Genomic DNA, 20,641 nt, shown 5'->3' with positions numbered 1-20,641 from the left:
GCATTCCTTCCACCCGGAACCTGCAAACCATGGCGACGAAGAAAGCGAGCGGTGCCTCCAAGATCAAGCCTGTGACCGAACCGCTGGGCAAGAGCGGTCTCGTCAACTACATCTCCGAGCGCACCGAACTCGCCCCGCGCGACGTCCGCGCTGTCCTGGCGTCCCTCGAAGAGGCGGCCCACGGCTCGCTGCACAAGAAGGGCTGCGGCACGTTTACGTTCCCCGGCATGCTCAAGGTCACCAAGGTCGATGTCCCGGCCAAGCCGAAGCGCAAGGGCATCAACCCGTTCACGAAGGAAGAGCAGTGGTTCGCCGCGAAGCCGGCGTCCGTCAAGCTCAAGGCGCGTCCGCTGAAGAAGCTCAAGGACGCGGCGGTCTGATCGACCTCCGAACCGCCGGCCCCAGGGCCGGCGGTTTTTTTTCGCCTGCACGAAACCCGGTACGCTGCACATCATGTCTGTCGCTTACGAAGCCGCCCGCGATGCCGTCCTGTCCCTGAGCGACGAGGTCGGGCTGGTCGAACGCCTGGCCCGTGCGCACGACGTGCTGGCAACGGTGGATCCCGTCGCGCACTTGCCCGAGAACCTGCGCTTCCGCTGCGAAGAACTGGTCGCAGATCTTTCCTATGGCGCGGACTCGGTGCATGCCGCGCTGTCGCGCATGAGCGGCGCCGACCGCCATCGCCTGTCCGAGCGCATCGTCGCACTGTTCGCGGAAGTCGCACGCGCGTTTCCGGGCGACCTCTGAGGTCGCATTCCGCGGTGGCGCGTGTCGTCGCCGCCGCACTGATCGACACTTCCTACGCGCGGCACCAAGGGCCGCGTGCGTCGCCGCTGGGGGCGGCTGTCGTCTAGTGCGATGAGCTCATCGCACACGCGATCGATCCACGGCTGCAGCCGCGTCGCGTGTTCCGCCAACGACTGCACGATCGCATCCACCCGCAACATGCCTGCGGCGCCGATACGTCTTCCGGCGGATTTCGGCAGCCCTGTTCATTGCCCGAAGGGGCAGTGCGGGCTACCCCCAGTGGCGATTCCGCGGCTGAAAACCCACTGGGATGATCGGTCGGGACGCACAGGACCCGAGCCGGATGATTGCACTGCTTGCCCGCGTGTCGCCCGCAACGCCCGCTGCCGATCGCGTATCGCCGGCACCGCGTGTGCGCTCCCGCCGCCCACCGGCCGCCGCTCTTGCCGTTGCCGCCGCGCTGGCGAGCTGGATGCCGGCCGCGCAGGCGTCATTCCTCAAGGGCGACGCGCTCGATGCGCTCGCCAACGGCGTGGCGTGGGCTGCGCTGTTCATCGTGCCGATCGTGGGCATCGCGGTGTTCCTGATCATCCACATCCTTCCCGAGAAGATCGCCGAGAAGCGAAAGCACCCGCAGCTGGCCGCGATCAAGACGCTGTGCCTGCTCTCGCTGTTCTTCGGCGGCATGTTGTGGCCGATCGCTTGGCTGTGGGCCTACACGAAGCCGGTCATCCACAAGCTGGCGTACGGCACAGACGTCGACGACACACCGCATCACGGTGAAGCGTTGAGCCCGATCCACGATGCGACGGCGCCCGCCGATGAAGTGCCAGCGGAGGACATCCAGGCATTGCGTGCGCGCATCGCCGCGCTCGAAGCCCAACTCGCCGCCCAGCAGCGCGCGCACGGAGAGGGGACGGCCTGATGGAAGTCATCCTCCTCCTGATCTATTCGTTCTTCGTCTGGCTGGTCTTCTTCAAGTTCAAGTGGCTGCCGTGGAACTTCGTCAGCCAGGTGATCGTGGTGACGATCCCGATCATCGGCCTGACGCTGCTGATCCTCTTCCTCAACATCGTCGCGCCGTCATCGTCCGACGTGCGCGTCATGAACTACGTCGTGCAGGTCATCCCGCGTGCGATGGGCAAGGTGACGTCGGTGCCGGTGCAACCGAACCGGCCGGTCAAGAAGGGCGATGTGCTGTTCACCATCGACTCGACGCCGTACCAGCAGGATCTGGCCGCGCTCGAAGCCAAGGAACCCGAGCTGGTGGCGAAGCTCTCCAGCGCCCAGGCGTACTCGCGCGAGCTGCGCGCCGAACTGGAATCCGCGCAGTCGACGCGCAGCTCGCTCGCCGCGAAGCTGGATCTCGCACGCAAGCGTGTGGGCCAGACGCACGACCTCGCCACCACCGGTGCCGGCACGCACTTCGACTACGAGCAGGCGCAGACCGACGCGAAGGCGCTGCAGGCGGACCTGCTGATGAACGATGCGAACGTCGCCCAGGTGCAGCAGAAGCTGTCGGCGACGACGCACAAAGGCGAGCTCTCGGAAGTCGCGCAGGCGCGCGCGGCGCTGGAGCAGCTGCGCGCGCAGATCGTCCATGCACGCTGGATGCTGGACCAGACCACGGTCTATGCGCCCGCCGATGGCGCCGTCATCAACCTGCAGCTGCGGGAAGGTTCCTACGCCAGCAACCTGCCGCTCGTGCCGGTGATGTCGTTCGTCGAGAACGAGCAGTGGGTCATCGCCATGTATTCGCAGAACGAACTGCGCTATGTGAAGCCGGGCGACGAAGCGGAGATCACGCTCAAGACCTTCCCGAACCGCATCATCAAATGCAAGGTCGATTCCATCGTCTGGGCGTCGGGCACCGGCCAGTTGCCACTGGGGGGCGTGCTCCCACCGACCGCGCAGGCACCGCTGCCGGGACAGACCGCGCAGATGACCGGCGCCGCCGGACCCGCACGCTACGCGGTGCGACTCATTCCCGTCGGGCGCGATACCCATACGTTCCTGCCGATGGGCGCAGCAGGACAGGGCGCGATCTATACCGACCACATCGAGCTGATCCAGGTCGTGCGTCGCATCATCCTGCGCGTCTCGACCAAGCTCGACTGGCTCGTCCTCAAACTGCATTGACGCGCCCATGCACGCCACGACGCTGCCGGGAGCACTGAAGCGCGCACTGGCCGCGGCACTGGCCGTCGCATTGCTCGCGCAAGGGTGCGCGACAGCACCGCCGCCACCGCGCGAGGACATCCAGCGAGATGCATTGCGCGATGCATCCGTGCCGACCACGTGGTCGACCGGCACAGCCGCAGGCTCCGGCACCGTCGCCGACAACTGGGTTGCGAGCTTCGGCGATCCGCAACTCGACCAGCTCGTGGCCGAAGCGATCGCGCACAACACCGACCTGCGCGTCGCCGCCGCACGCATGGAACAGGCGGCCGCGCAGGTCGACATCGCGGATTCGCGCCTGAAACCCGCGATCGGCATCCTTGGGCGCGCGAGCAGCAAGCCGCTGTCGGATTTCATCGCGATGGCGGCGGGCGCGATCGTCCGCCTGGCGTGGGAAATCGACCTCTGGGGCCGGCTGCGCTACGCGCGCAATGCCGAACGCGCCATGCACGACGCCAGCGGCGCCGACTACCGCTACGCACAGCAGTCGATCGCCGCGGCGGTGGCGCGTGCGTGGTTCGTCGCCGCCGAGACCAATCGACAGAAGGCACTCGCGAAGCAGATGGCGGACGACGCGCAGTCGCTCGTCGGACTGGCCGACAAGCGTCGCCGCATCGGCGCTGGCAGCCAGGACGAGGTCCTCGTCGCGCGAACGAGCGCCGCGAGCTATGCCGACGCCGCACGCCAGGTCGATCTCGCGCACGCGCAGGCCCTGCGCGCACTGGAAATCCTGCTGGGCCGTTATCCCGGCGCCTTGATCGCCGCACGGGACGATTTGCCGGCGTTCCCGGCGAGTGGCACCGCCGCGGGTCTACCGGTCGACATCCTGTCGCGACGTCCGGACATCATCGCCGCGGAAGACCGTGTCGCCGCGGCGTTCAATCGCGTCGGCGAAGCGAAGGCCTCGTTCCTGCCGACGTTGTCCGTCCTGCTGGGCGCTGGACGACTGGAGTCCAGCACCAACGGGTTCGAGGACGAAGCGCGCAATACGCGCAGTGCAAGTGCGGTGCTGAATGCGCCGATCTACACCGGCGGTGCATTGACCGGCTCACTGCGTGCGCGCAACGCCGAGCAGGAGCAGGCCGTGGCCGACTACGGGCGCCTCGCGCTGCAGGCGTTCAACGAAGCGGAGGACGCGCTCAACGGCGAACAGATCCTGGCGTCGCGCGAATCGTTGCTGGCGGCGGCAGCCACCGACAGCCGGCGCGTGGTCGACCTGCAACGTGAGGCTTATCGCGTCGGCAAGGTCGACATGCGCACGGTGACGCAGAGCCTGCTCACCGCGAACGCCACGCAGATCACGCTGCTGCACGTGCGTCGCGAGCGTCTCAACCAGCGCGTCGACCTGCACCTCGCGCTCGGCGGCAGCTTCGACAACGCACCGGCCGCCGCGATGCCCGCGCCCGCATCGCAAGGCGTCGGGGCGGAGCGGTGAAGTGGCTACTGATCTTCGTTCCGCTCGCGATCCTGCTCGAATTCATCGTGCCGGACCGGCCGATGCTGATCTTCGCCGCGGCCGCCATCTCGATCGTCCCGCTCGCTGCGCTGATGGCGCACTCCACCGGGGTGCTCGCCGAACGCTACGGGCCCGGCATCGGCGGCCTGCTCAACGCGACCTTCGGCAATGCGGCGGAACTGATCATTACCTTGGCGGCGCTGCGCGAAGGCCTCTACGGCATGGTCAAGGCCGCGCTGATCGGCGGCATCATCGGCAATATCCTGATGGTGCTCGGCCTGTCGATGCTGGCCGGTGGTATCGGCCGGCAATCGCAGCGCTACAACGCGGTGGCCGCGAGTTCGCAGGCCACGATGCTGACGCTTGCGGTGATCGCGCTGATCATGCCGGCCGCGTTCCGTGTCGTGGCGCCGGAAGACGACGCCTCGCTCGAATCGATCAGCCTGTGGATCTCGGTCGTGCTGATCGCCGTCTACGTGGCGTACGCCGTCTTCAGCCTCGTCACCAACCGGTCGATGTTCGAGGACGACGGGAACAGTGCGGACGAACCCCACGACAGCACACCCGCATCGCCGGCGCACGGCGCGTCGACGTCGACCAGACGCGCGGCGATCACGCTCGGCGTCGCGACGCTCGCCGTGGTGTGGATGAGCGAGTTGCTGGTGGCGGGCATCGAGCCGACCGCACAGGCACTGGGACTGTCCGACGCGTTCGCCGGTGTGTTCCTGCTGGCGGCGCTCGGCATCGCGGCGGAAGGGGCGACCGCGGTGGTGATGGCGCGCGGCAACCGCATGGGGCTGTCCATGTCGATCGTGCTGGGCTCCAGCGTGCAGCTCGCGCTGCTGGTGGCACCGCTGCTGGTGCTGCTCAGCTACGTCGTCGGCCCGCAGCCGATGGGCCTCGTGTTCGGGGGCGGCCTCGTGATCAGCGTGCTGTTCTCGGTGCTGATCGTGAACGGCGTGGCGCGCGACGGGCGATCGGACTGGCTGCGCGGCGTGCAACTGCTCGCGGTGTATCTGATCCTCGGCTCGGTCTTCTACTTCGCGCCGGACACGTCGGGGTGAGCCATGTGGAGACTCCCGTCGCTCCGTGGGTTGCTGCACCAGCGTCGTTATGCGCTGCTGTTCGGCTTGCTGCTCGCATCGATCGCGATCGGGCCGCTCACCGCGGAATTCGGCATCGGCGGCGGATTGCTGGACGTCTTTCTCGGGCTGACGTTGCTCGCAACGGTGTTGCCCGTGTCGTCGGACAACGCACGTCGGACCACGCTCGCGGTGGTCGCGATCGCGCTGGTTCTGCGCTATGCGCCGCTTCGGTCTGTCTCCGCCGAGGCGCACGCGCTGAGCTACCTGCTGTGGAGTGTGATCGCACTGCTCGCGGCGTACCGCGCACTTCGTTACGCGCTGTCGAGCGTACCCGTCGATGCGGACCACATGCTCGCCGCGCTCAGTGCCTACCTGCTAGTGGGCGTGTTCTGCGGGGCGGTCTATGTCGCGGTCGAAGCCGCGGTGCCGCGCTCGCTGCTCACTGCAGGCCAGCCGTTCGCGCACGGCATGTCGCTCAACGACGGCATCTATTTCAGTTTCGTCACCCTCGCGACGCTCGGCTACGGCGACATCACGCCGGTCACGCCGATCGCGCGCGGGCTGGCCATATTCGAAGCGATCGTCGGGCAGTTCTACCTGGCCGTGCTGGTAGCGCGGCTGGTGGGATTGCGGGCGTCCGCGGAGACGGGTGATGGCACGCGCCCGGGTTGATGCGCCTTCGTGCCTCCGCGACCGCAGACCGCGGTCGTGCGAGTTCGTGTTCCCGCGGATGCGTGCGCATCCGGGGTCCGGTGAGCGCTGCGCAGTGCCGCCATCCACCAGGAGTCATCCGTCATGAACGCCCCTCGTGATTTCGATCGACCGCGACGGTCACGGATCGCGACCGCCGTGGCCTTCGCCTTCGTGCTGCTCGCCGCTGTACCGGGCGGCTTCGCGACCGCCGCGCCACAGTCGTCCAGTTCGAGCGCGAGCTCGGGCAGCGCCGTGTTCTCGAGTGCCGAGCTCGACCAGATGCTCGCGCCGATCGCGCTGTATCCCGATTCCCTGCTCGCGCAGGTGTTGATGGCCTCGACGTACCCGGGCGAGGTCGCCGATGCCGTCGCGTGGTCCAAGGCCAACCCCAATGCCAAGGGCGACGACGCGGTGAAGCAGGTCGCGAGCAAGCCGTGGGATCCGAGCGTGCAGGCGCTGGTCGCGTTTCCCCAGGTGCTGGCGTCGCTCGGCCAGAACAATGACTGGGTGACGCGTCTCGGTGACGCGTTTCTCGCCGAGCCGGACCGCGTCACGCAGTCGATCCAGCGCCTCCGTGCGGAAGCGCAGAAGGCGGGCACGCTGAAGTCGAGCGAGCAGCAGACAGTGAAGACGGAAGCCGTCAGCGGCGGCTCCAGCCCCACCGCGATCGTGATCGAGTCGAACGATCCGGACGTCATCTACGTACCGAGCTACGACCCGAGCTGGGCCTATCCCGGTTACGGCTGGGGCGCGTATCCGCCGTACTACTACCCGCCGCCGGCCTACTGGTATCCGGGCGCCGCGCTCGGCGCCGGCATCATGTTCGGCATCGGCGTCGGCATCGTCGGCGGCCTGTGGGGCGACTGGGACTGGGGTGGCGGCGACATCAACATCGACGTCGACCGTTACAACAACTTCGAGCGCAACGTGAACCGCGAAGCGAATCGTGGCGATCGACAGGCGAATCGCGATACCCGCCGCGGCGAACGCCAGGCCGGCGACAACAAGTTCCGGCACGACAGCGCGCATCGCGAAGGCACGCCGTACCGCGACCAGGGCACGCGCGACCGCTTCGAAGGCCAGCGCCAGACAGCCGACAACCGTTTCCGCGGCGATGACGCACAGCGCTCGCAACAGCGCGAACAGGCGCGGCAGTCGATGGATCGCGCCGGCATGGAGCGTCCGGCACGCAGCAACGCCGATGCACAGAACCGCGCACGCGCGACGGCGAGCGATCGCAGCTTCCAGAACCGGCAGAGCGGAAGTCCGCCCGGCAGCGGGCGCGACAGCTTCCAGCAACGCGGGCAGAGCAACATGGGTTCACGCGATGCCGCGCGCAACAGCGGCGCGTTCAACACGGGTTCGTCGCGTGGTGACGCGTTCTCGGGCGCTAGCGGTGGCATGCGCGACACGAGCGCGGCGTCGAGCCGCGGCCGTTCGAGCAGCAGCTCGATGTCGAGGGGTGGCGGGTCGTACGGCGGATCGCGCGGTGGTGGCGCGTCACGCTCGATGAGCCGGCCGCCGGTAAGCCGTGGTGGCGGAGGACGTCGTCGATGAACACTTCAATCATCAAAACCCAAGCGGTGCGTGTGCTCGTCGTGGCGATGCTGGTGGCATCGCCGCTCGCCCTCGCGCAACAGGCGTATCCGACCCCGGAGGCCGGCGCGCAGGCGCTGGTCGACGCGCTCGGCAATACGCAGGCCGATGCGAACAAGCTGGGCGCCGTGCTCGGCTCCGACTGGAAGACGTACGTGCCGGCGCAGGGCGGGCCCAAACGTTCGGACGTCGACGCGTTCCTCGCCAAGTACCGGCAGAAGCACGCGTTCAACGCGGCCAGCGCGGACCGGTCGATGCTGACCGTCGGCGACGACGGCTGGGTGTTCCCGATCCCGCTGGTCAAGAAGGCCGACGGTTGGCACTTCGACCTGGCGTCGGGCGCGCAGGAAATCCGCAATCGCGCGATCGGTCGCAACGAACTCGACGTCATGCAGGCGCTGCGCGCCTACCGCGACGCGCAGTTCGACTACGCGAATGAGGACCGCGATGGCGACCGCGTGCTGGAGTACGCGCAGAAGCTGATCAGCACCGACGGCAAGCACGACGGCCTGTACTGGGCCGATGACGACAGCGGCGAAATCAGTCCCCTCGGACCGCTGTTCGGAGATGAGCGACCCAAGGGCGATTTCCTCGGCTACCACTACCGCATCCTGACGGGGCAGGGCCCGTCGGCGCCCGGTGGCGCGTACGACTACAAGCTCGGCGACAACATGACGCGCGGCTTCGGCCTCGTCGCCTGGCCGGCGGAGTACGGCAAGTCGGGCGTCATGACCTTCACCATCAGCCAGGACGGAATGATCTTCGAGCGTGACCTCGGCAAGGGCACGGATGCCGCGGCCCGCGCGATGAAGACCTTCGATCCCGACAGCGGCTGGAAGGAAATGGGCGACGGCACGGCAACGAAGTAGCGGGGCGGTCCGCGCCGCGCGAGGGATCGCGCGGTGCGGACATCCAGGGCGGGTGCCATGTCACCCCATTCGGATCTGCTTGATACGGACGACGCGATCATGACGAAGAAGCTCGCCGCGGAATTCCTCGGCACGTTCTGGCTGGTTCTCGGTGGTTGCGGAAGCGCGGTACTCGCGGCCAATTTCGGTGGCACGGGCAACCCACTCGGCATCGGACTGCTCGGTGTATCGCTGGCGTTCGGCCTGACGGTACTCACCGGCGCCTACGCGCTCGGCCGCATCTCCGGCGGCCACTTCAATCCGGCCGTGAGTGCGGGCCTGTGGGCCGGCGGTCGCTTTCCGGCGTCGCAACTCGTGCCGTACTGGATCGCGCAGACGCTCGGCGGGCTCGTTGCCGGTTTCGTGCTGTGGCAGATCGCGAGCGGGCAGGCCGGCTTCAATGTCGACCCGAATTCGGCGGGTGCGTTCGCGACGAACGGGTACGACGAATTCTCGCCGGGCGGCTATTCAATGGTCGCCGCTGCGCTCTGCGAGTTCGTCATGACCGCGATGTTCGTTGTCGTGATCATGGGGGCCACGCAAGGTGCGGCGCCGGCCGCACTCGCACCGGTGGCGATCGGCTTCGCCCTGACACTGATCCACCTCATCAGCATTCCTGTCACCAACACCTCGGTGAACCCCGCGCGGTCGACGGGCGTCGCCGTGTTCGTCGGCGGCCATGCGCTGTCGCAGCTCGCGTTCTTCTGGATCGTGCCGGTCGCAGGCGGCGTGGTGGGCGGTGCGCTGTATCGCTGGCTGGGTCGGGAAGGGGAATGAGCTGCGCTGCGTGCGGCGACGTCGCATGCGGCCTCAGTCGTCCTCCAGCACGACCTCGGCCTCGCGGTCGTGGGGCAGGGCATCCCACGCCGCGATCGCATCGGCAACGCTCGCGAAGATGCGACCTTCGCCAAGCGTTGCGTACAGCGGTGCGCGCCGAAGGGTCTCGAGGACGTCGGGGGTCATGCCGGCCAGCCAGAGGTCGGTCCCCGCCGCGCGCTGCTTGGCCTCGGCGTCGGTGAGTGCCATCAAAGCGGTGTATTCGATGTCGAACACGGCACGCAGGTCGAGCAGGATCACGCGCGGCTTCGATTCGGCGATCAGCGGCTGGATGCGCTCGCCGAAGTAGGCGGCATTGCCGAAGAACAGGCGGCCTTCCGGGCGTAGGACAAGCAGACCGGGGACGTCTTCGTCGTCCGATGTACGCGGCGTTTGCGGCCGGAAGCGCCGCGTTCCGGGCTTGCGACGCAGGACATGCAGGCGCGGCCGAAGCGTCTGGTAGGCGAGGGACATCAGCGACACGACGATCGCGACCACGATGCCGCGCAGCGCACCGAAGGCGACCACACCCAGCATCGCGACCAGCGCCCACGTGAATTCCGTGCGGCGCACGGCGCGGATGGCAGCGAACTCGCGCGGGCTGATCAGGTGGGCAGTGAAGACGATCGCGATCGCCGCGAGCGTCGCATTCGGGATGCGCTCGAGCAGGGGCGCCAGCCACTCCATCGCCACGAGCGCGAGCAACGCGACGAACAAACCGGACAGCTGCGATCGCGCACCGGCCCCGTCGTTGACGGTCGACGGCATGGTCGCGCCACTTGCGGGCAGGCAGCCGAACAGCGACCCGCCGACGCCGGCCATGCCCAGGGCGCGCAGTTCCACGTCGGCGTTCGGGTAGGGCTCACCCGCGCGCACCACGCTCTGCGCAGCCGCGAGGGACTGGATGAAGCTCATCAGCGCGATGCCCATCGCAGCGGGCCACAGTTCGCCGATCAACGCCGTATTCGGCCGGACGAGGGAGGGCAGACCGACCGGCACACGGCCAACGACTTCGACGCCATGCGCGCCCAGGTCGAACGCGAACGACAGCGTCGTACCGAACATCACCGCGATCAACGTGGAGGGGAGTCGCGGCCACCGGCGCTGCATCGCGAGGATGCCGAACACCGACGTCGCGCCCAGCGCCAGCGTCGCCCACGAGGTGTCGGGCAGCGACATCGCCATGTCGGCGACTTCCTGCAGGCGACGACCGGAACGGATGTGCAGGCCGAACAGTCGCGGCAACTGTTCGATCAGAACGACGATCGCGACGCCTGCACGGAATCCCGTCAGCACCGGCGCCGAAATGAAGTTCGCGAGGAAACCGAAACGCAGCACGGCCGCAATCACCAACATCAGCCCGGTGAGCAGCGAAAGCGTGGCGCTCGCGCGCACCAGTTCGTCCGCATTCGCAAAAGGCGCGACCCCGGTCAGCGCGGCGCCGGTCAGCATCGCAACCGTTGCGGTGCTGCTCACACTCAGCGCGCGCGACGTGCCGACGAACGCGTATACAAGCGCGGGGACGCACGCCGTGTACAGACCCACGTAGGCGGGAACACCGGCGAGCGCCGCGTAGGCGAGCGTCTGCGGCAGGACGACCGCCGCCGTCGTAATGCCCGCCATGGCGTCGCGTGGCAACCACCGCCAGCGATAGTCGCGCCATCCGTATGGCAGGAGCGCCCGCGCGGTCATGCGCGGCGCTTCGGGGAGCGTCGCATCGAAGCGGTGCGCATCACGCGCTCCCCGCCGTCAGAGCGACGGCGGGTCGTAATAGACCATGACGCGCAGGTCGCGCAGATCCTGGCTGGCCGGATCGTCCTGGGCCACCTGGCCGTAGCGCAGGCGCACCATCAGGCCCTTCAACGGGCCTTCGGGCACGTTCCACTGCACGTTGAAGTCGGATTCCTGGCGCGAGAACTGCCCGGGCGCGTCCGGTGTGCTGCCATTGACGTACAGCGCGTACATGCTCAGGCCCTTGACGCTCGCGAAGTTGTAGCCGGCGCGCACCATCCACGCGTCCTCGCCGTCGCGGTTGAAGTCCTCCACCTGCACGCTGGTGTAGCCCGGATAACCGCTCCACGGGTTCTGCATGTTGGTGTCGCCGCGGGCGCTGGTGAACGCGGTGGTGAACAGGGCGTTGTTCCAGGCGAGTTCGGCCTTGCCGCCCCACTGGTGCGCCTTGAAGTCGCGACCCTTCAGCAGGTTGTCGCCGGTGCTCTGCTGGTCGGAGTACTGCAGCGCGAACGTCAGTTTCCTCTTGTCCGCGAGCTTGAGGTCGTATTTTCCTTCGGTGTAGAAGATGTTGATGATGTCGTTGCTGTAGTAGTCGATCAGGCCGAACGACCAGCCCTTGTACTTGTAGTTCGCACCGGTCGCGAACACACCGCGCTTCACACCGGCCGGTGCACCCGCGTCCTGCGCCATCGACACGAAGTGGTCCGCGTTGCGTTCCTTGATCTCGTCGAAGTAGCCCGCGCCCCAACGCACTTCGGGCAGGTCGCCACCGCCGTGCAGGCCCTGGACCACCGCCGCCGTGAACGTGTTCGGCGACATGCGGCTGTCGTTGCGGTTGATGTACGGCGTGTCGAAGGCGCGTGCACCGACCGTCATCTTGACGTCTTCGGTGAACAGGAATTCGCCGTAGAACTCGCCCAGCGCGACGTAGCCGTGCTGGCCCGGCTTCAGCAGCAACGTGCCGTCCTTCTCTTCGGGGCCCCACAACTTGCCGGACGCATAGACCGTCGAACCGAACGAGAAATGTTCGCGGAAGTAGCCGGTCTTGAAACCGGCTGAGCCGCCGAGCGCCCACGCGCCGATCTCGCTGTCGTCGTACTTGGTGCGGTCGAGGTAGTAGCTGCGCAGCTGGACGTCGGCCTTGGTGTCTTGGAACGCCTTGCGCCGCGTCTCGCGCACCCACGCCGCATGCGTCTTCGGGCCGAAGCTTTCGGACAGTGGCGTCTGACCCTGTTCGGTCGAGGAGGGCGGGCCTTCACCGGTGGCTTCCTGGTTCTCTTCGATCGCAGGTTCGGTCGTGCCCGGTGTTGCGGCGCTTGCCTGCGGTTCGAGTGGATGCGGCGCGAGTGCCAGCGCGTCGAGATCCGCTGCGGTCATCGTCGCAGGTGCGGCGCCGCGTCCTTCGGCCGCGAAGGCGGACGTCGCCTGCAGCGCGCCCATGGCAGCCAACGTGATCCAGATCGACCGGCACAGGCCGGCGCGTCGATGCCTGGTCATGCATCCTCCCGTCGCGCTTTCGCGCGTCGGGCGGTCAACGGACGGCCCTCCCGCTTCATGCGCCTTTCGTCCATGACCTCCACGCGCTCACGCGCGGAGGTCACCACCTTGGTAGGCCGCTTGCGCGGCCGCTCGCGGGGCGGTCGCTCGACGATCACTGCGACAGCACCATCGCGAAGTAGCCGAACACGGTGTAAAGCACGCCGGAAACCGCGTACCCGACCGGGAAGCCCACCCACGGCACGCTGCTGCCGATCTCCTTCGCGGCTTCGCGTGCGGGACCGGAGTGCGAGCGCGAGCCCGCGACGCCGCCCATCAACACCGCCGGGTTGATCTTGAAGATGTGGTAGCCGATCGCCCACGTGATGAACGGCGGGATCGTGCTGGCCACGAAGCCGGCAAGGAAGATCTTGATCGCGATCGAACCCGTCAGTTGTTCGAGCAGCGTCGCGCCCGCGTTGATGCCGACAATCGCGATGAACGTGACGAGGCCGAGGTCCTCGAGGATGTTGCGCGCTGCGTTCGGCGTGCTGCCGAAGAAGCGCAGGCGCGACACGATCGACGACACCAGGATGCCCGACAGCAGCAGGCCGCCCGCGTTGCCGAGGCCGACCGAGAAGCTGCCCACGGGGACGTTGATCTTGCCGATCAACAGACCGAGCACCATGCCGGCCGACAGCGTCAGCAGGTCGGTCGACGTGCTCTGCCGGGCGACCTTGCCGAGCAGTGCGCCAGCCTTTTCGACGGCCGACTTCAGGCCCGTCACGTACAGCACGTCGAAACGCTTGATCAGCGTGTCGGCGCCGAGCGGAATCGCTTCGCCGCTGCGTTCGATGCGGCTGACACCGAGCTGGCCCGCGAAGTCGGTCTGCGCGAGCGAGCGCAGCGGCTTCTCGTCCATCGACTTTTCGGTGACCAGGATTTCCGCCTGGTCGAGCGCGATGTTCAGCGCCTTCGAGTCGGGCAGTTCCGGGCCCATCAGGCCGAGGTTCGACGTCAGGTCTTCGAGGCGTCCACCGAGTGCAACGACGTCGCCTTGGCGCAGCACGATGTCCGTCGATGCACCCAGCACCTCGTCACCGCGCACGACGTTGACGATGCGGTACTGCGGATACGTCGAGCGGAACTGCGCGATGCTCTGGCCCGCAGTCGACGGGTTCTCCACCCGATACGCACGCAGGCCGCCCGGGCGGTAGCCCGTTAGTCCGGTGTCGTCGACATTGGCGACGCCGTGCGCTGCTTCATAGTCGCGTGCCGCCTTCTTCGCATCCACGCCCCACCAGCGGGGCAGGTACTTGCACACGAGGATGATGCCGACCGTGCCCCAGATGTAGGTCACGCCGTAACCCAGTGCGATCATCGCGGACACCGCTTCGGGCGTCGTGCCGGCCGGCACTTTGTACGCGCCTTGTTCCATCGCCATTTCGGCGGTGCCGATCGCCGCCGACATCGTCTGCGAACCGGCCAGCACGCCGCCCGCAGCACCCGGCGGCAGATGGAACACCGGGCCCGACATCAGCACCACGAGACCCAGGCCGAGGAACGAACAGATCACGGCGAGGATGGTGAACGTGATGCCGTCCTTCTTCAGGCTGTTGAAGAACGCGGGCCCGACACGCAGACCCACGCCATACATGAACAGGTAGTAGAAGAGCGACTTCGCGAAGTTGTCGAGTTGCAGCTTCACGCCGTAGGTCGATGCCCACGTCGCAAGCGCCGCACCGACGACCACGGCCGCGGCGACCATGCCGAGTCCGTATCCCTTGACCGAGAATTTGCCGACGAGAACGGCCAATCCCACTGTGAGGAACAGCAGGATGTAGGGGTTGTCGGCGAGGAACTGGAAGAGCCCTTGCATGGCGGAGCCTCCGGAGCGACGGGTGGGCTTACTGGGTGGCGGACGCGGACCAGTTCGCGAGCACGTCGGGCTTCAGCATCTTGATGCCCTGTGCCGCGTGGTAGCCGTGGATTTCCTTGACATCGAGCTTGCGCATGTAAGCGATCGTGTCGTCGGAGATGACCTGCCCCGGCACCATGATCGGGAAGCCGGGCGGGTAGGGGATGACGAAGTTCGCCGACACCATGGGCGGCCCATCCTTCAGCCGACGATCGATCTCGTCGCTGTTGAGGCGCACGAACTCGCAGTTGTCCTCGTCGTAGGCCATGAAGAACGCGGGGCGCATGTGGCCTTCGTTGCTCGTGCCTTTCGCATCGTCGCGGAACGCGTCGTGGAACCGGCTGAAGTTTGGAAGATCGGGCACGTCGGTCATCAGCGACTTCACGCGTGAGGCGAACTGCGCCTGCCCGGATTCGCCGCCATCCGACAGGCGCGCTTCGATCTCGCGCGACATGTCGGCCAGTGCCTTGATCAGCAACGCCGCATCGCTGTGCGTGTTGTTGATGTTGGTCTGCACGAGGATGCTGTTGCGCGACGTCTTGTTGATCTGGATGTCGAAGCGCTCGGCCAGCATGCCCTTGAACTGCGTGCCGTCGAAACCGGCCGAGCCGCAGACGAGCGTGAGGCGCGTCGGATCGAGCGCGAACTCGTCCTCGTCCCATGCCTCCAGCGTCTCCGCCCACGATGCATTCGGCGGGCCGTAGTCGGTGAGGCCCGACTGGCGGAACTCCGCCGGGATCATGTCTTCAGGCGTCGCGACCTTGAAGTACTTCGAGATCAGCGGATGCGTGTTGATCGTCTTGCGAAGACGCAGCGCGAGATCCGTCATCTGGATGGTCAGCGCATAGCCTTCGAGTTCCATCTGACGACGCGCGAGATCGAGCGACGCGATCAGCTGCAGGTTCGGCGACGTCGACGTGTGCGCGAAGAACGCCTCCTCGAACGGGCCTTCGACCTTGTGGAAGTCATCGTCCCACACCAGCATCATCGAGCCCTGACGGAAAGCCGACATCGACTTGTGTGTCGAATTCGTCTGATAGACGCGGATGCGCACCTTGTCGGGGTCGGGCAGGCAGTGCGTCTCCAGCAATTCCTTGTCGTCGACGTCCGCGTGCTTGGCCTTCCACGCCTTGTACTGCTCGCGATACGCCTCGCTGCGGTATTTCTCCGACAGCGCGGCCGCGGCACCCATCGCCGTGCGGCGACGATGGAACGGGCTGAAGCGTGCGAAACCGAACCAGGCTTCGTCCCACAGGAAGACGAGGTCAGGCTTGATGGCGAGGCATTCCTCCATCACCCGCTTCGGGTTGTACATGTGCCCGTCGAAGGTGCAGTTGGTCATGTCGATGACCTTGACGCGGTCGAGCTTGCCTTCGGCCTTGCAGTTCAGCAGCGCCTGCTTGATCGTGCGCAGCGGCACCGCCCCGTACATCGAGTACTGCGTCAGCGGGAAGGCTTCGACGTAGTAGGGCTGCGCGCCGCCGAGCACGAAGCCGTAGTGGTGCGATTTGTGGCAGTTGCGATCGACGACGACGATGTCGCCGGGCTTGCAGATGGCCTGAACGACGATCTTGTTCGACGTCGACGTGCCATTGGTGCCGAGGTAGGCCCGCTTCGCGCCGAACGCGCGTGCGGTGGCTTCCATCATCTTCTTGATGTTGCCGGTTGGTTCCAGCAGCGAATCCAGGCCGCCGGTCGTCGCGGACGACTCGGCGAACAGGATGTTGGTGCCGTAGAACGTGCCCATGTCGCGGATCCAGTTCGATGAGAACACGGACTTGCCGCGCGCGATCGGCAGTGCGTGGAAGGTGCCGATCGGGCGCGTCGCGTACTTCTTCAGGTTGTCGAAGTAGGGCGTCTCGTAACGGTCCTTGATGCCGTCGAGGAGGGCGAGGTGCAACTCCATCGGCTCTTCGACGTGGTGGAACACGCGGCGCACAGGCGCGGCGTCGTCGCTACCGGCGAGCAGTTCGGGCGAACGGTCGGTGAGCAGGAACAGATCGAGTTCGGGGCGGAAGTTGCGCAGCCCGCGCGCCAAGCGCGTCGACAACGCACCGGGGCCGGCCGCGCTCTGGTCGATCTGGATATGGCGCGCGAGATAAGCCTTGAGATCCGGAATCTGGTGACGCGACGCGTACTGGAAGCCATCGACCAGGATCACGCTCTGGATGTTCGAGTTCACCATCGCGGCCAGCGCGGCATCCTCGAAGCTGCCGACATGCACCGTCGCGTACTGGAACGGGTCATCCGGACGGCGCAGGCGGCGCATTTCCTCGCCCGCGCGCATCCATGTCGACGGATCGGTCGGTGTGACGATCAGCACCTCGAAATACGGCCGCTGCGCGGAGCCGGTCACGTCCGGCGGCGCGGTGTCGAGCAGCGTGCCGTCACCATCGCCCGCAAGATCCCAGGCCTGGTCGTCGCGGCGATAGTCACCGGACAGCAGCGTCGACGAAATGCGCTGCACGAGTCGCGCGAACGCGCTGGCGTCGCCCGCATCGAGTGCGGCGTCGAGGGCCGACAGCAGGCGCGTGCCGGGATACGCCCAGCAGAACTCCAGGCGCGTGATGCGCCCCAGCAGCGTGCGGCACTGGGTGCGGTAGCGCTCGCCATGTTCGCTGGCGGCGCGTTGATCGGCCCATGCACGGGCGAGGGCATTGAGTTCACGCCACTGGTCGGCACGCGCGAGCGCGGCGGAGAAGACATGCGACAGGCCGCTGGTATCGGTGTGTGCAACGTCGTTCATGGGGGAGGGCCTCGTGGGTTCACGGATTCGTGCAGGCGCGTCCGCCTGCGCGGCAGATGTCGCTCGCGGAACGGTAGGTCGAGGGGATGGCGTGCGCCTATTGGCTCTGGTGTCATCACGCGTTGCCCGAAGGGGCAGGGACTGGCGCGCCACGAGTCGCGCCTCACGCGCGCCCCTGACGCGGGTCACAGGGGTTTGCGGATGCCGGGCTTCGCGTCGACGGGCGTGACGTTCGGAAAGGCGTGGGGCGCAAAGCGTTGCTGCTGGCAGCACGCTGCGCGATACGCGTTCCAGCCGCGAATATCAGACGATCACGCGGGGTGCGGACTCGAGCGTGGAGCGACGCGAGGCGATGTCCTTCGATCGATCAGCGCATGCCAATAGAACGGCATCGGCTGCTGCGCGCACACCGTGCGCAAGCGACATTTGCTCGTCGCGCGTCGCCCGGCCATCGTCCCAATCCGGCGGTCCGCGTCGTCGGCTCCGACGCCGTGTCGCGTCATGCCCCGTCGAGAATCTCGATCAACCTGGGCACGTTCGGCGGCTTCACCATGTGGTGATCGAAGCCGGCTGCTTTGGACATCACGCGGTCGTGCGGTTGGCCATAGCCGGTCAACGCGATGAACGTCGCATGCGGGGCGGCCATGCCGCTTCGCAGTCGCTCGGCCAGCTCGAATCCCGTCATGTCCGGCAGGCCAATGTCGAGCACGTAGGTGTCCCAATTGCCGGGTTGGGCCATGGCGAGCGCGGACCGTCCGTCGTGTGCGATGGCGACCTCATGCCCGAGGAGCTGCAGGAGTTCGGCCAGCGTCGCCGCGGCATCGATGTTGTCGTCGACCAGCAGGATGTGGCGCGACCGTGTCGTAGCGGACTCGACCGGCGGGGCGCTGCGCGCACTGCGAAGATCACGCCGGACACGGGCAAGATCTGCGGCATGGAAGCGCTGGTCCGCTGGCGCCGTCGCGACGGCGAACTGGTCATGCCCGGCGATTTCATCGAAATCGCGGAAGAGTGCGGACTGATCGCGCAGATCGACGAATGGGTGCTGGAAGAAGCCTGCCGCCAGAATCGTCGATGGCAGGATGCAGGCCTCGAGCACGTCGCCGTCGCGGTCAATCTTTCAGCGGCGCGTACGCACGTCGAAGCCTTTCCGGATTTCCTCGCGGACGTTCTGCGTCGAACGCGCCTGCCGCCCGAATGCCTGCAGATCGAGCTGACCGAAAGCCAGATGCTGCACGACACCGAGCGATTCGAAACCCTCATACGCGGCATCAAGTCGCTGGGCGTCAAGGTGGCGATCGACGACTTCGGCACGGGCTACTCCAGCCTCGGCTATCTGCACCGGTTCCCCTTCGACGTGCTGAAGATCGACAAATCGTTCGTGCAGTCGCTGCGCGAAGACAGTCGCGAAGCCGCGATCGTCGAGGCCATTACCCGGCTCGCCCGCGCCTTCGACTATGTCGTGGTGGCGGAGGGCGTGGAAACGCAAGAGCAGGTCCGAATCCTGCAGGCGCACGGCTGCCACGAGATGCAGGGCTACCTGTACAGCCGACCGGTGCCGGCCGAGGCTTTCGAGCAACTGCTCAGGGCCGGCGTGGTGGACGTTGCGCATGACCGGAGCGGGGCAGTGATTCGGCCCGCGTAGTCGTCGCCGGAGGCGTCACGGCTTCGGCAATCCCTGTTGCAACGCCTTGAGCCCGTCGCGCGCCATGGCGTCCTGATTGCCCGTACTGCCGAGCGCCATCACCGTGCCTTGGTAGACGTGGTCGCTCTTCGACACCCACGCGAAGCAGATCATGCGGCCCGTCGCATCGGCCTTCTTCGCTTCGTGGATCGAGCACTGGGTGACGTAGCCATCGATCGGGCAGGCCAGCGGTCGGGTCGACGTGACGTACGTGCCGAGTCGCTTTGCACACATCGACGCCGCCTGGTCGACGAACGAGGTCCGACGCTCGTCGGTGATCGGGCCCGTTCCGAGAAAATGCTGGAGATCGGTTTCGACGATGACCGCGCGAACCGGATGCAGCGGATAGGAATCGGTGTCGTGGCCGTAGGCGTTGAGCCAGCCGTTGTCGGTGTCGCGTTGGCCGATCTGATGCCAGCCCGGGAGATGCGCGACGCGGTCGGCATCGAACGACCGCTGCATGAGCGGCGTGGTCGGCTGCCCGAACACAGGATCCTGCGCCCAGCAGGAAGGCGCGCAGAGCAAGGCAAATGACACCATCCATCGACGAATGTTCATCGGAAACCCGTTGATCGCCGTGTCGCGGACCAGTATCCGCGCGTTGTCGGGGCCGCTCAACGTCCGTTGGGCGGCGGCACGACGGCGCGGGCCGTAGCGTCTTGAAGACCTGTGGAATCGCACATGCAACGTCCCGGCAAGGACAGACTGGAAGGCGTTCTGACCGGGTGAAACCAGTGGCGGAGGCCAGTGAGGAATCGGCAGGCGCGGCCGGCCGTGGCATTGCTGGCGGGAGGGATGCAGCCGAAGCGCACGAAAGGGCTGGACCCACTGAAACATTGCCCCATCGGATACTTCGCATAATGCCTATTATGTTAGGGACGAGAGCATCCCACGGAGCCGACTTCTTCAGGCGAACCGCACATCCCCAATCCCTGTCCCCAAGGGCAAGCCCGCCTTCCCCCAAGGCGAATGCCGCTTTTATCCGCCCGGGACCAGAATACCTGGACATCGTCCGTCGAACCGAGGAGCCGCGCCATGTTCCGTCCGGGTTTCCGCGCCGTCTGCATCGGTCTGCTGTTGCTCGCCGGCGGCTGCGCCAGCGGGCCGACCGTCACCTCCAACTACGACCACAGCGCGAACTTCGCGAACTACCGCACGTTCGGCTACTTCTCGCCGCTGGGCACCGACCGTGCCGGCTACGCGACGCTGGTCACCCAGTCGCTGAAGAATGCGACACGCCGGGAGATGGAAGCCCGCGGCTACACCTACAACGAGAATGCGCCCGACCTGCTGGTCAATTTCAACGCCAAGCTCGAGAAGCAGACCGACGTGCGCTCAATGCCGATGGGCCCGCCCATGGTCGGTTACTACGGCTACCGCGGCGGCTACTACGGCGGTTGGGGCGGCTACTACACCGATGTCTACCAGTACACCGAAGGCACCATCAACGTGGATCTGGTCGACGCGCGCCAGCGTCAGCTGGTCTGGGAAGGCGTCGCCGTCGGTCGCGTCACCACCAAGCATCGCGAGAACCCCGACGCGGCCATCAGCGCGGCCGTCGCCGAGATCTTCAAGAGCTTCCCGTTCCGGGCGAATCCGTAACT

At 66.7% G+C, this 20,641-nt stretch carries 17 protein-coding genes; 12 read left to right on the top strand and 5 right to left on the bottom strand.

Annotated elements, in window-relative coordinates; all coding sequences use genetic code 11:
- The first annotated feature begins 29 nt into the window (after positions 1-29).
- The 10 genes from DWG18_RS05490 to aqpZ all read left to right on the top strand — a co-directional run bounded on the left by DWG18_RS05490 (position 30) and on the right by aqpZ (position 9,440).
- Positions 30-380 (top strand): HU family DNA-binding protein, encoded by a 351-nt coding sequence (locus tag DWG18_RS05490; RefSeq protein ID WP_115648051.1) that lies wholly within the window; start codon positions 30-32, stop codon positions 378-380.
- Between the two features lie 73 nt (positions 381-453).
- The gene (locus tag DWG18_RS05485; protein ID WP_115646125.1) at positions 454-747 is read left to right on the top strand and encodes a hypothetical protein; all 294 of its coding nucleotides are present in this window, start codon (positions 454-456) and stop codon (positions 745-747) included.
- Between the two features lie 343 nt (positions 748-1,090).
- On the top strand, positions 1,091-1,672 hold the full coding sequence (locus DWG18_RS05480; RefSeq protein WP_205289401.1) for a DUF3302 domain-containing protein: 582 nt from the start codon (positions 1,091-1,093) through the stop codon (positions 1,670-1,672).
- Positions 1,672-2,886, top strand: a complete 1,215-nt coding sequence (locus tag DWG18_RS05475) for an HlyD family secretion protein (RefSeq protein ID WP_115646123.1) — start codon at positions 1,672-1,674, stop codon at positions 2,884-2,886. The genes DWG18_RS05480 and DWG18_RS05475 overlap by 1 nt, the downstream gene beginning before the upstream one ends.
- 7 nt (positions 2,887-2,893) lie before the next feature.
- Complete coding sequence (locus tag DWG18_RS05470; protein ID WP_115646121.1) at positions 2,894-4,360, top strand: TolC family protein; 1,467 nt, start codon at positions 2,894-2,896, stop codon at positions 4,358-4,360.
- Positions 4,357-5,445: a calcium/proton exchanger gene (gene cax, locus DWG18_RS05465; protein WP_115646120.1), complete on the top strand. Its 1,089-nt coding sequence runs from the start codon at positions 4,357-4,359 to the stop codon at positions 5,443-5,445. Before DWG18_RS05470 ends, cax begins: the two co-directional genes overlap by 4 nt.
- Positions 5,446-5,448: 3 nt before the next feature.
- Positions 5,449-6,138, top strand: coding sequence for a potassium channel family protein (locus DWG18_RS05460; RefSeq protein WP_115646118.1), 690 nt, complete (start codon positions 5,449-5,451; stop codon positions 6,136-6,138).
- A 177-nt stretch (positions 6,139-6,315) separates the two neighbouring features.
- On the top strand, positions 6,316-7,716 hold the full coding sequence (locus DWG18_RS05455; RefSeq protein ID WP_162823728.1) for a DUF3300 domain-containing protein: 1,401 nt from the start codon (positions 6,316-6,318) through the stop codon (positions 7,714-7,716).
- Positions 7,713-8,624 carry a DUF2950 domain-containing protein gene (locus DWG18_RS05450; protein WP_115646114.1) on the top strand — a complete coding sequence of 304 codons (912 nt, stop codon included), beginning with the start codon at positions 7,713-7,715 and terminating at the stop codon, positions 8,622-8,624. The genes DWG18_RS05455 and DWG18_RS05450 overlap by 4 nt, the downstream gene beginning before the upstream one ends.
- 99 nt (positions 8,625-8,723) lie before the next feature.
- Positions 8,724-9,440, top strand: a complete 717-nt coding sequence (aqpZ, locus tag DWG18_RS05445) for an aquaporin Z (protein ID WP_115648049.1) — start codon at positions 8,724-8,726, stop codon at positions 9,438-9,440.
- 33 nt (positions 9,441-9,473) lie between these two features.
- On the opposite strand, the gene DWG18_RS05440 is transcribed toward aqpZ, so the two are convergent.
- The 4 genes from DWG18_RS05440 to DWG18_RS05425 all read right to left on the bottom strand — a co-directional run bounded on the left by DWG18_RS05440 (position 9,474) and on the right by DWG18_RS05425 (position 17,353).
- Positions 9,474-11,171, bottom strand: coding sequence for a SulP family inorganic anion transporter (locus DWG18_RS05440; protein WP_115646112.1), 1,698 nt, complete (start codon positions 11,169-11,171; stop codon positions 9,474-9,476).
- A 57-nt stretch (positions 11,172-11,228) separates the two neighbouring features.
- On the bottom strand, positions 11,229-12,710 hold the full coding sequence (locus tag DWG18_RS05435; protein WP_115646110.1) for an OprD family outer membrane porin: 1,482 nt from the start codon (positions 12,708-12,710) through the stop codon (positions 11,229-11,231).
- 154 nt (positions 12,711-12,864) lie between these two features.
- The gene (locus tag DWG18_RS05430; protein WP_115646108.1) at positions 12,865-14,568 is read right to left on the bottom strand and encodes a transporter; all 1,704 of its coding nucleotides are present in this window, start codon (positions 14,566-14,568) and stop codon (positions 12,865-12,867) included.
- A 28-nt stretch (positions 14,569-14,596) separates the two neighbouring features.
- A complete protein-coding gene (locus DWG18_RS05425; protein ID WP_115646106.1) occupies positions 14,597-17,353 on the bottom strand; it encodes a decarboxylase in 2,757 nt (918 codons plus the stop codon).
- A gap of 553 nt (positions 17,354-17,906) precedes the next feature.
- Between DWG18_RS05425 and DWG18_RS05415 the strand changes: the two genes are divergently transcribed.
- Positions 17,907-18,998: an EAL domain-containing protein gene (locus DWG18_RS05415; protein ID WP_240318608.1), complete on the top strand. Its 1,092-nt coding sequence runs from the start codon at positions 17,907-17,909 to the stop codon at positions 18,996-18,998.
- A gap of 15 nt (positions 18,999-19,013) precedes the next feature.
- Here DWG18_RS05415 and DWG18_RS05410 read toward each other — a convergent pair whose 3' ends face one another.
- Positions 19,014-19,499, bottom strand: a complete 486-nt coding sequence (locus tag DWG18_RS05410) for a hypothetical protein (RefSeq protein WP_162823726.1) — start codon at positions 19,497-19,499, stop codon at positions 19,014-19,016.
- Positions 19,500-20,072: 573 nt separating this feature from the next.
- On the opposite strand from DWG18_RS05410, the gene DWG18_RS05405 reads away from it, so the two are divergent.
- Complete coding sequence (locus DWG18_RS05405; RefSeq protein ID WP_115646100.1) at positions 20,073-20,639, top strand: DUF4136 domain-containing protein; 567 nt, start codon at positions 20,073-20,075, stop codon at positions 20,637-20,639.
- The last annotated feature ends 2 nt before the right edge of the window (positions 20,640-20,641 follow it).

This window comes from Lysobacter sp. TY2-98 (assembly GCF_003367355.1).
Classification (GTDB): domain Bacteria; phylum Pseudomonadota; class Gammaproteobacteria; order Xanthomonadales; family Xanthomonadaceae; genus Cognatilysobacter.
The sequence above is the reverse complement of the archived record's forward strand: the minus strand, read 5'-3'. Positions and strand labels throughout refer to the sequence as shown.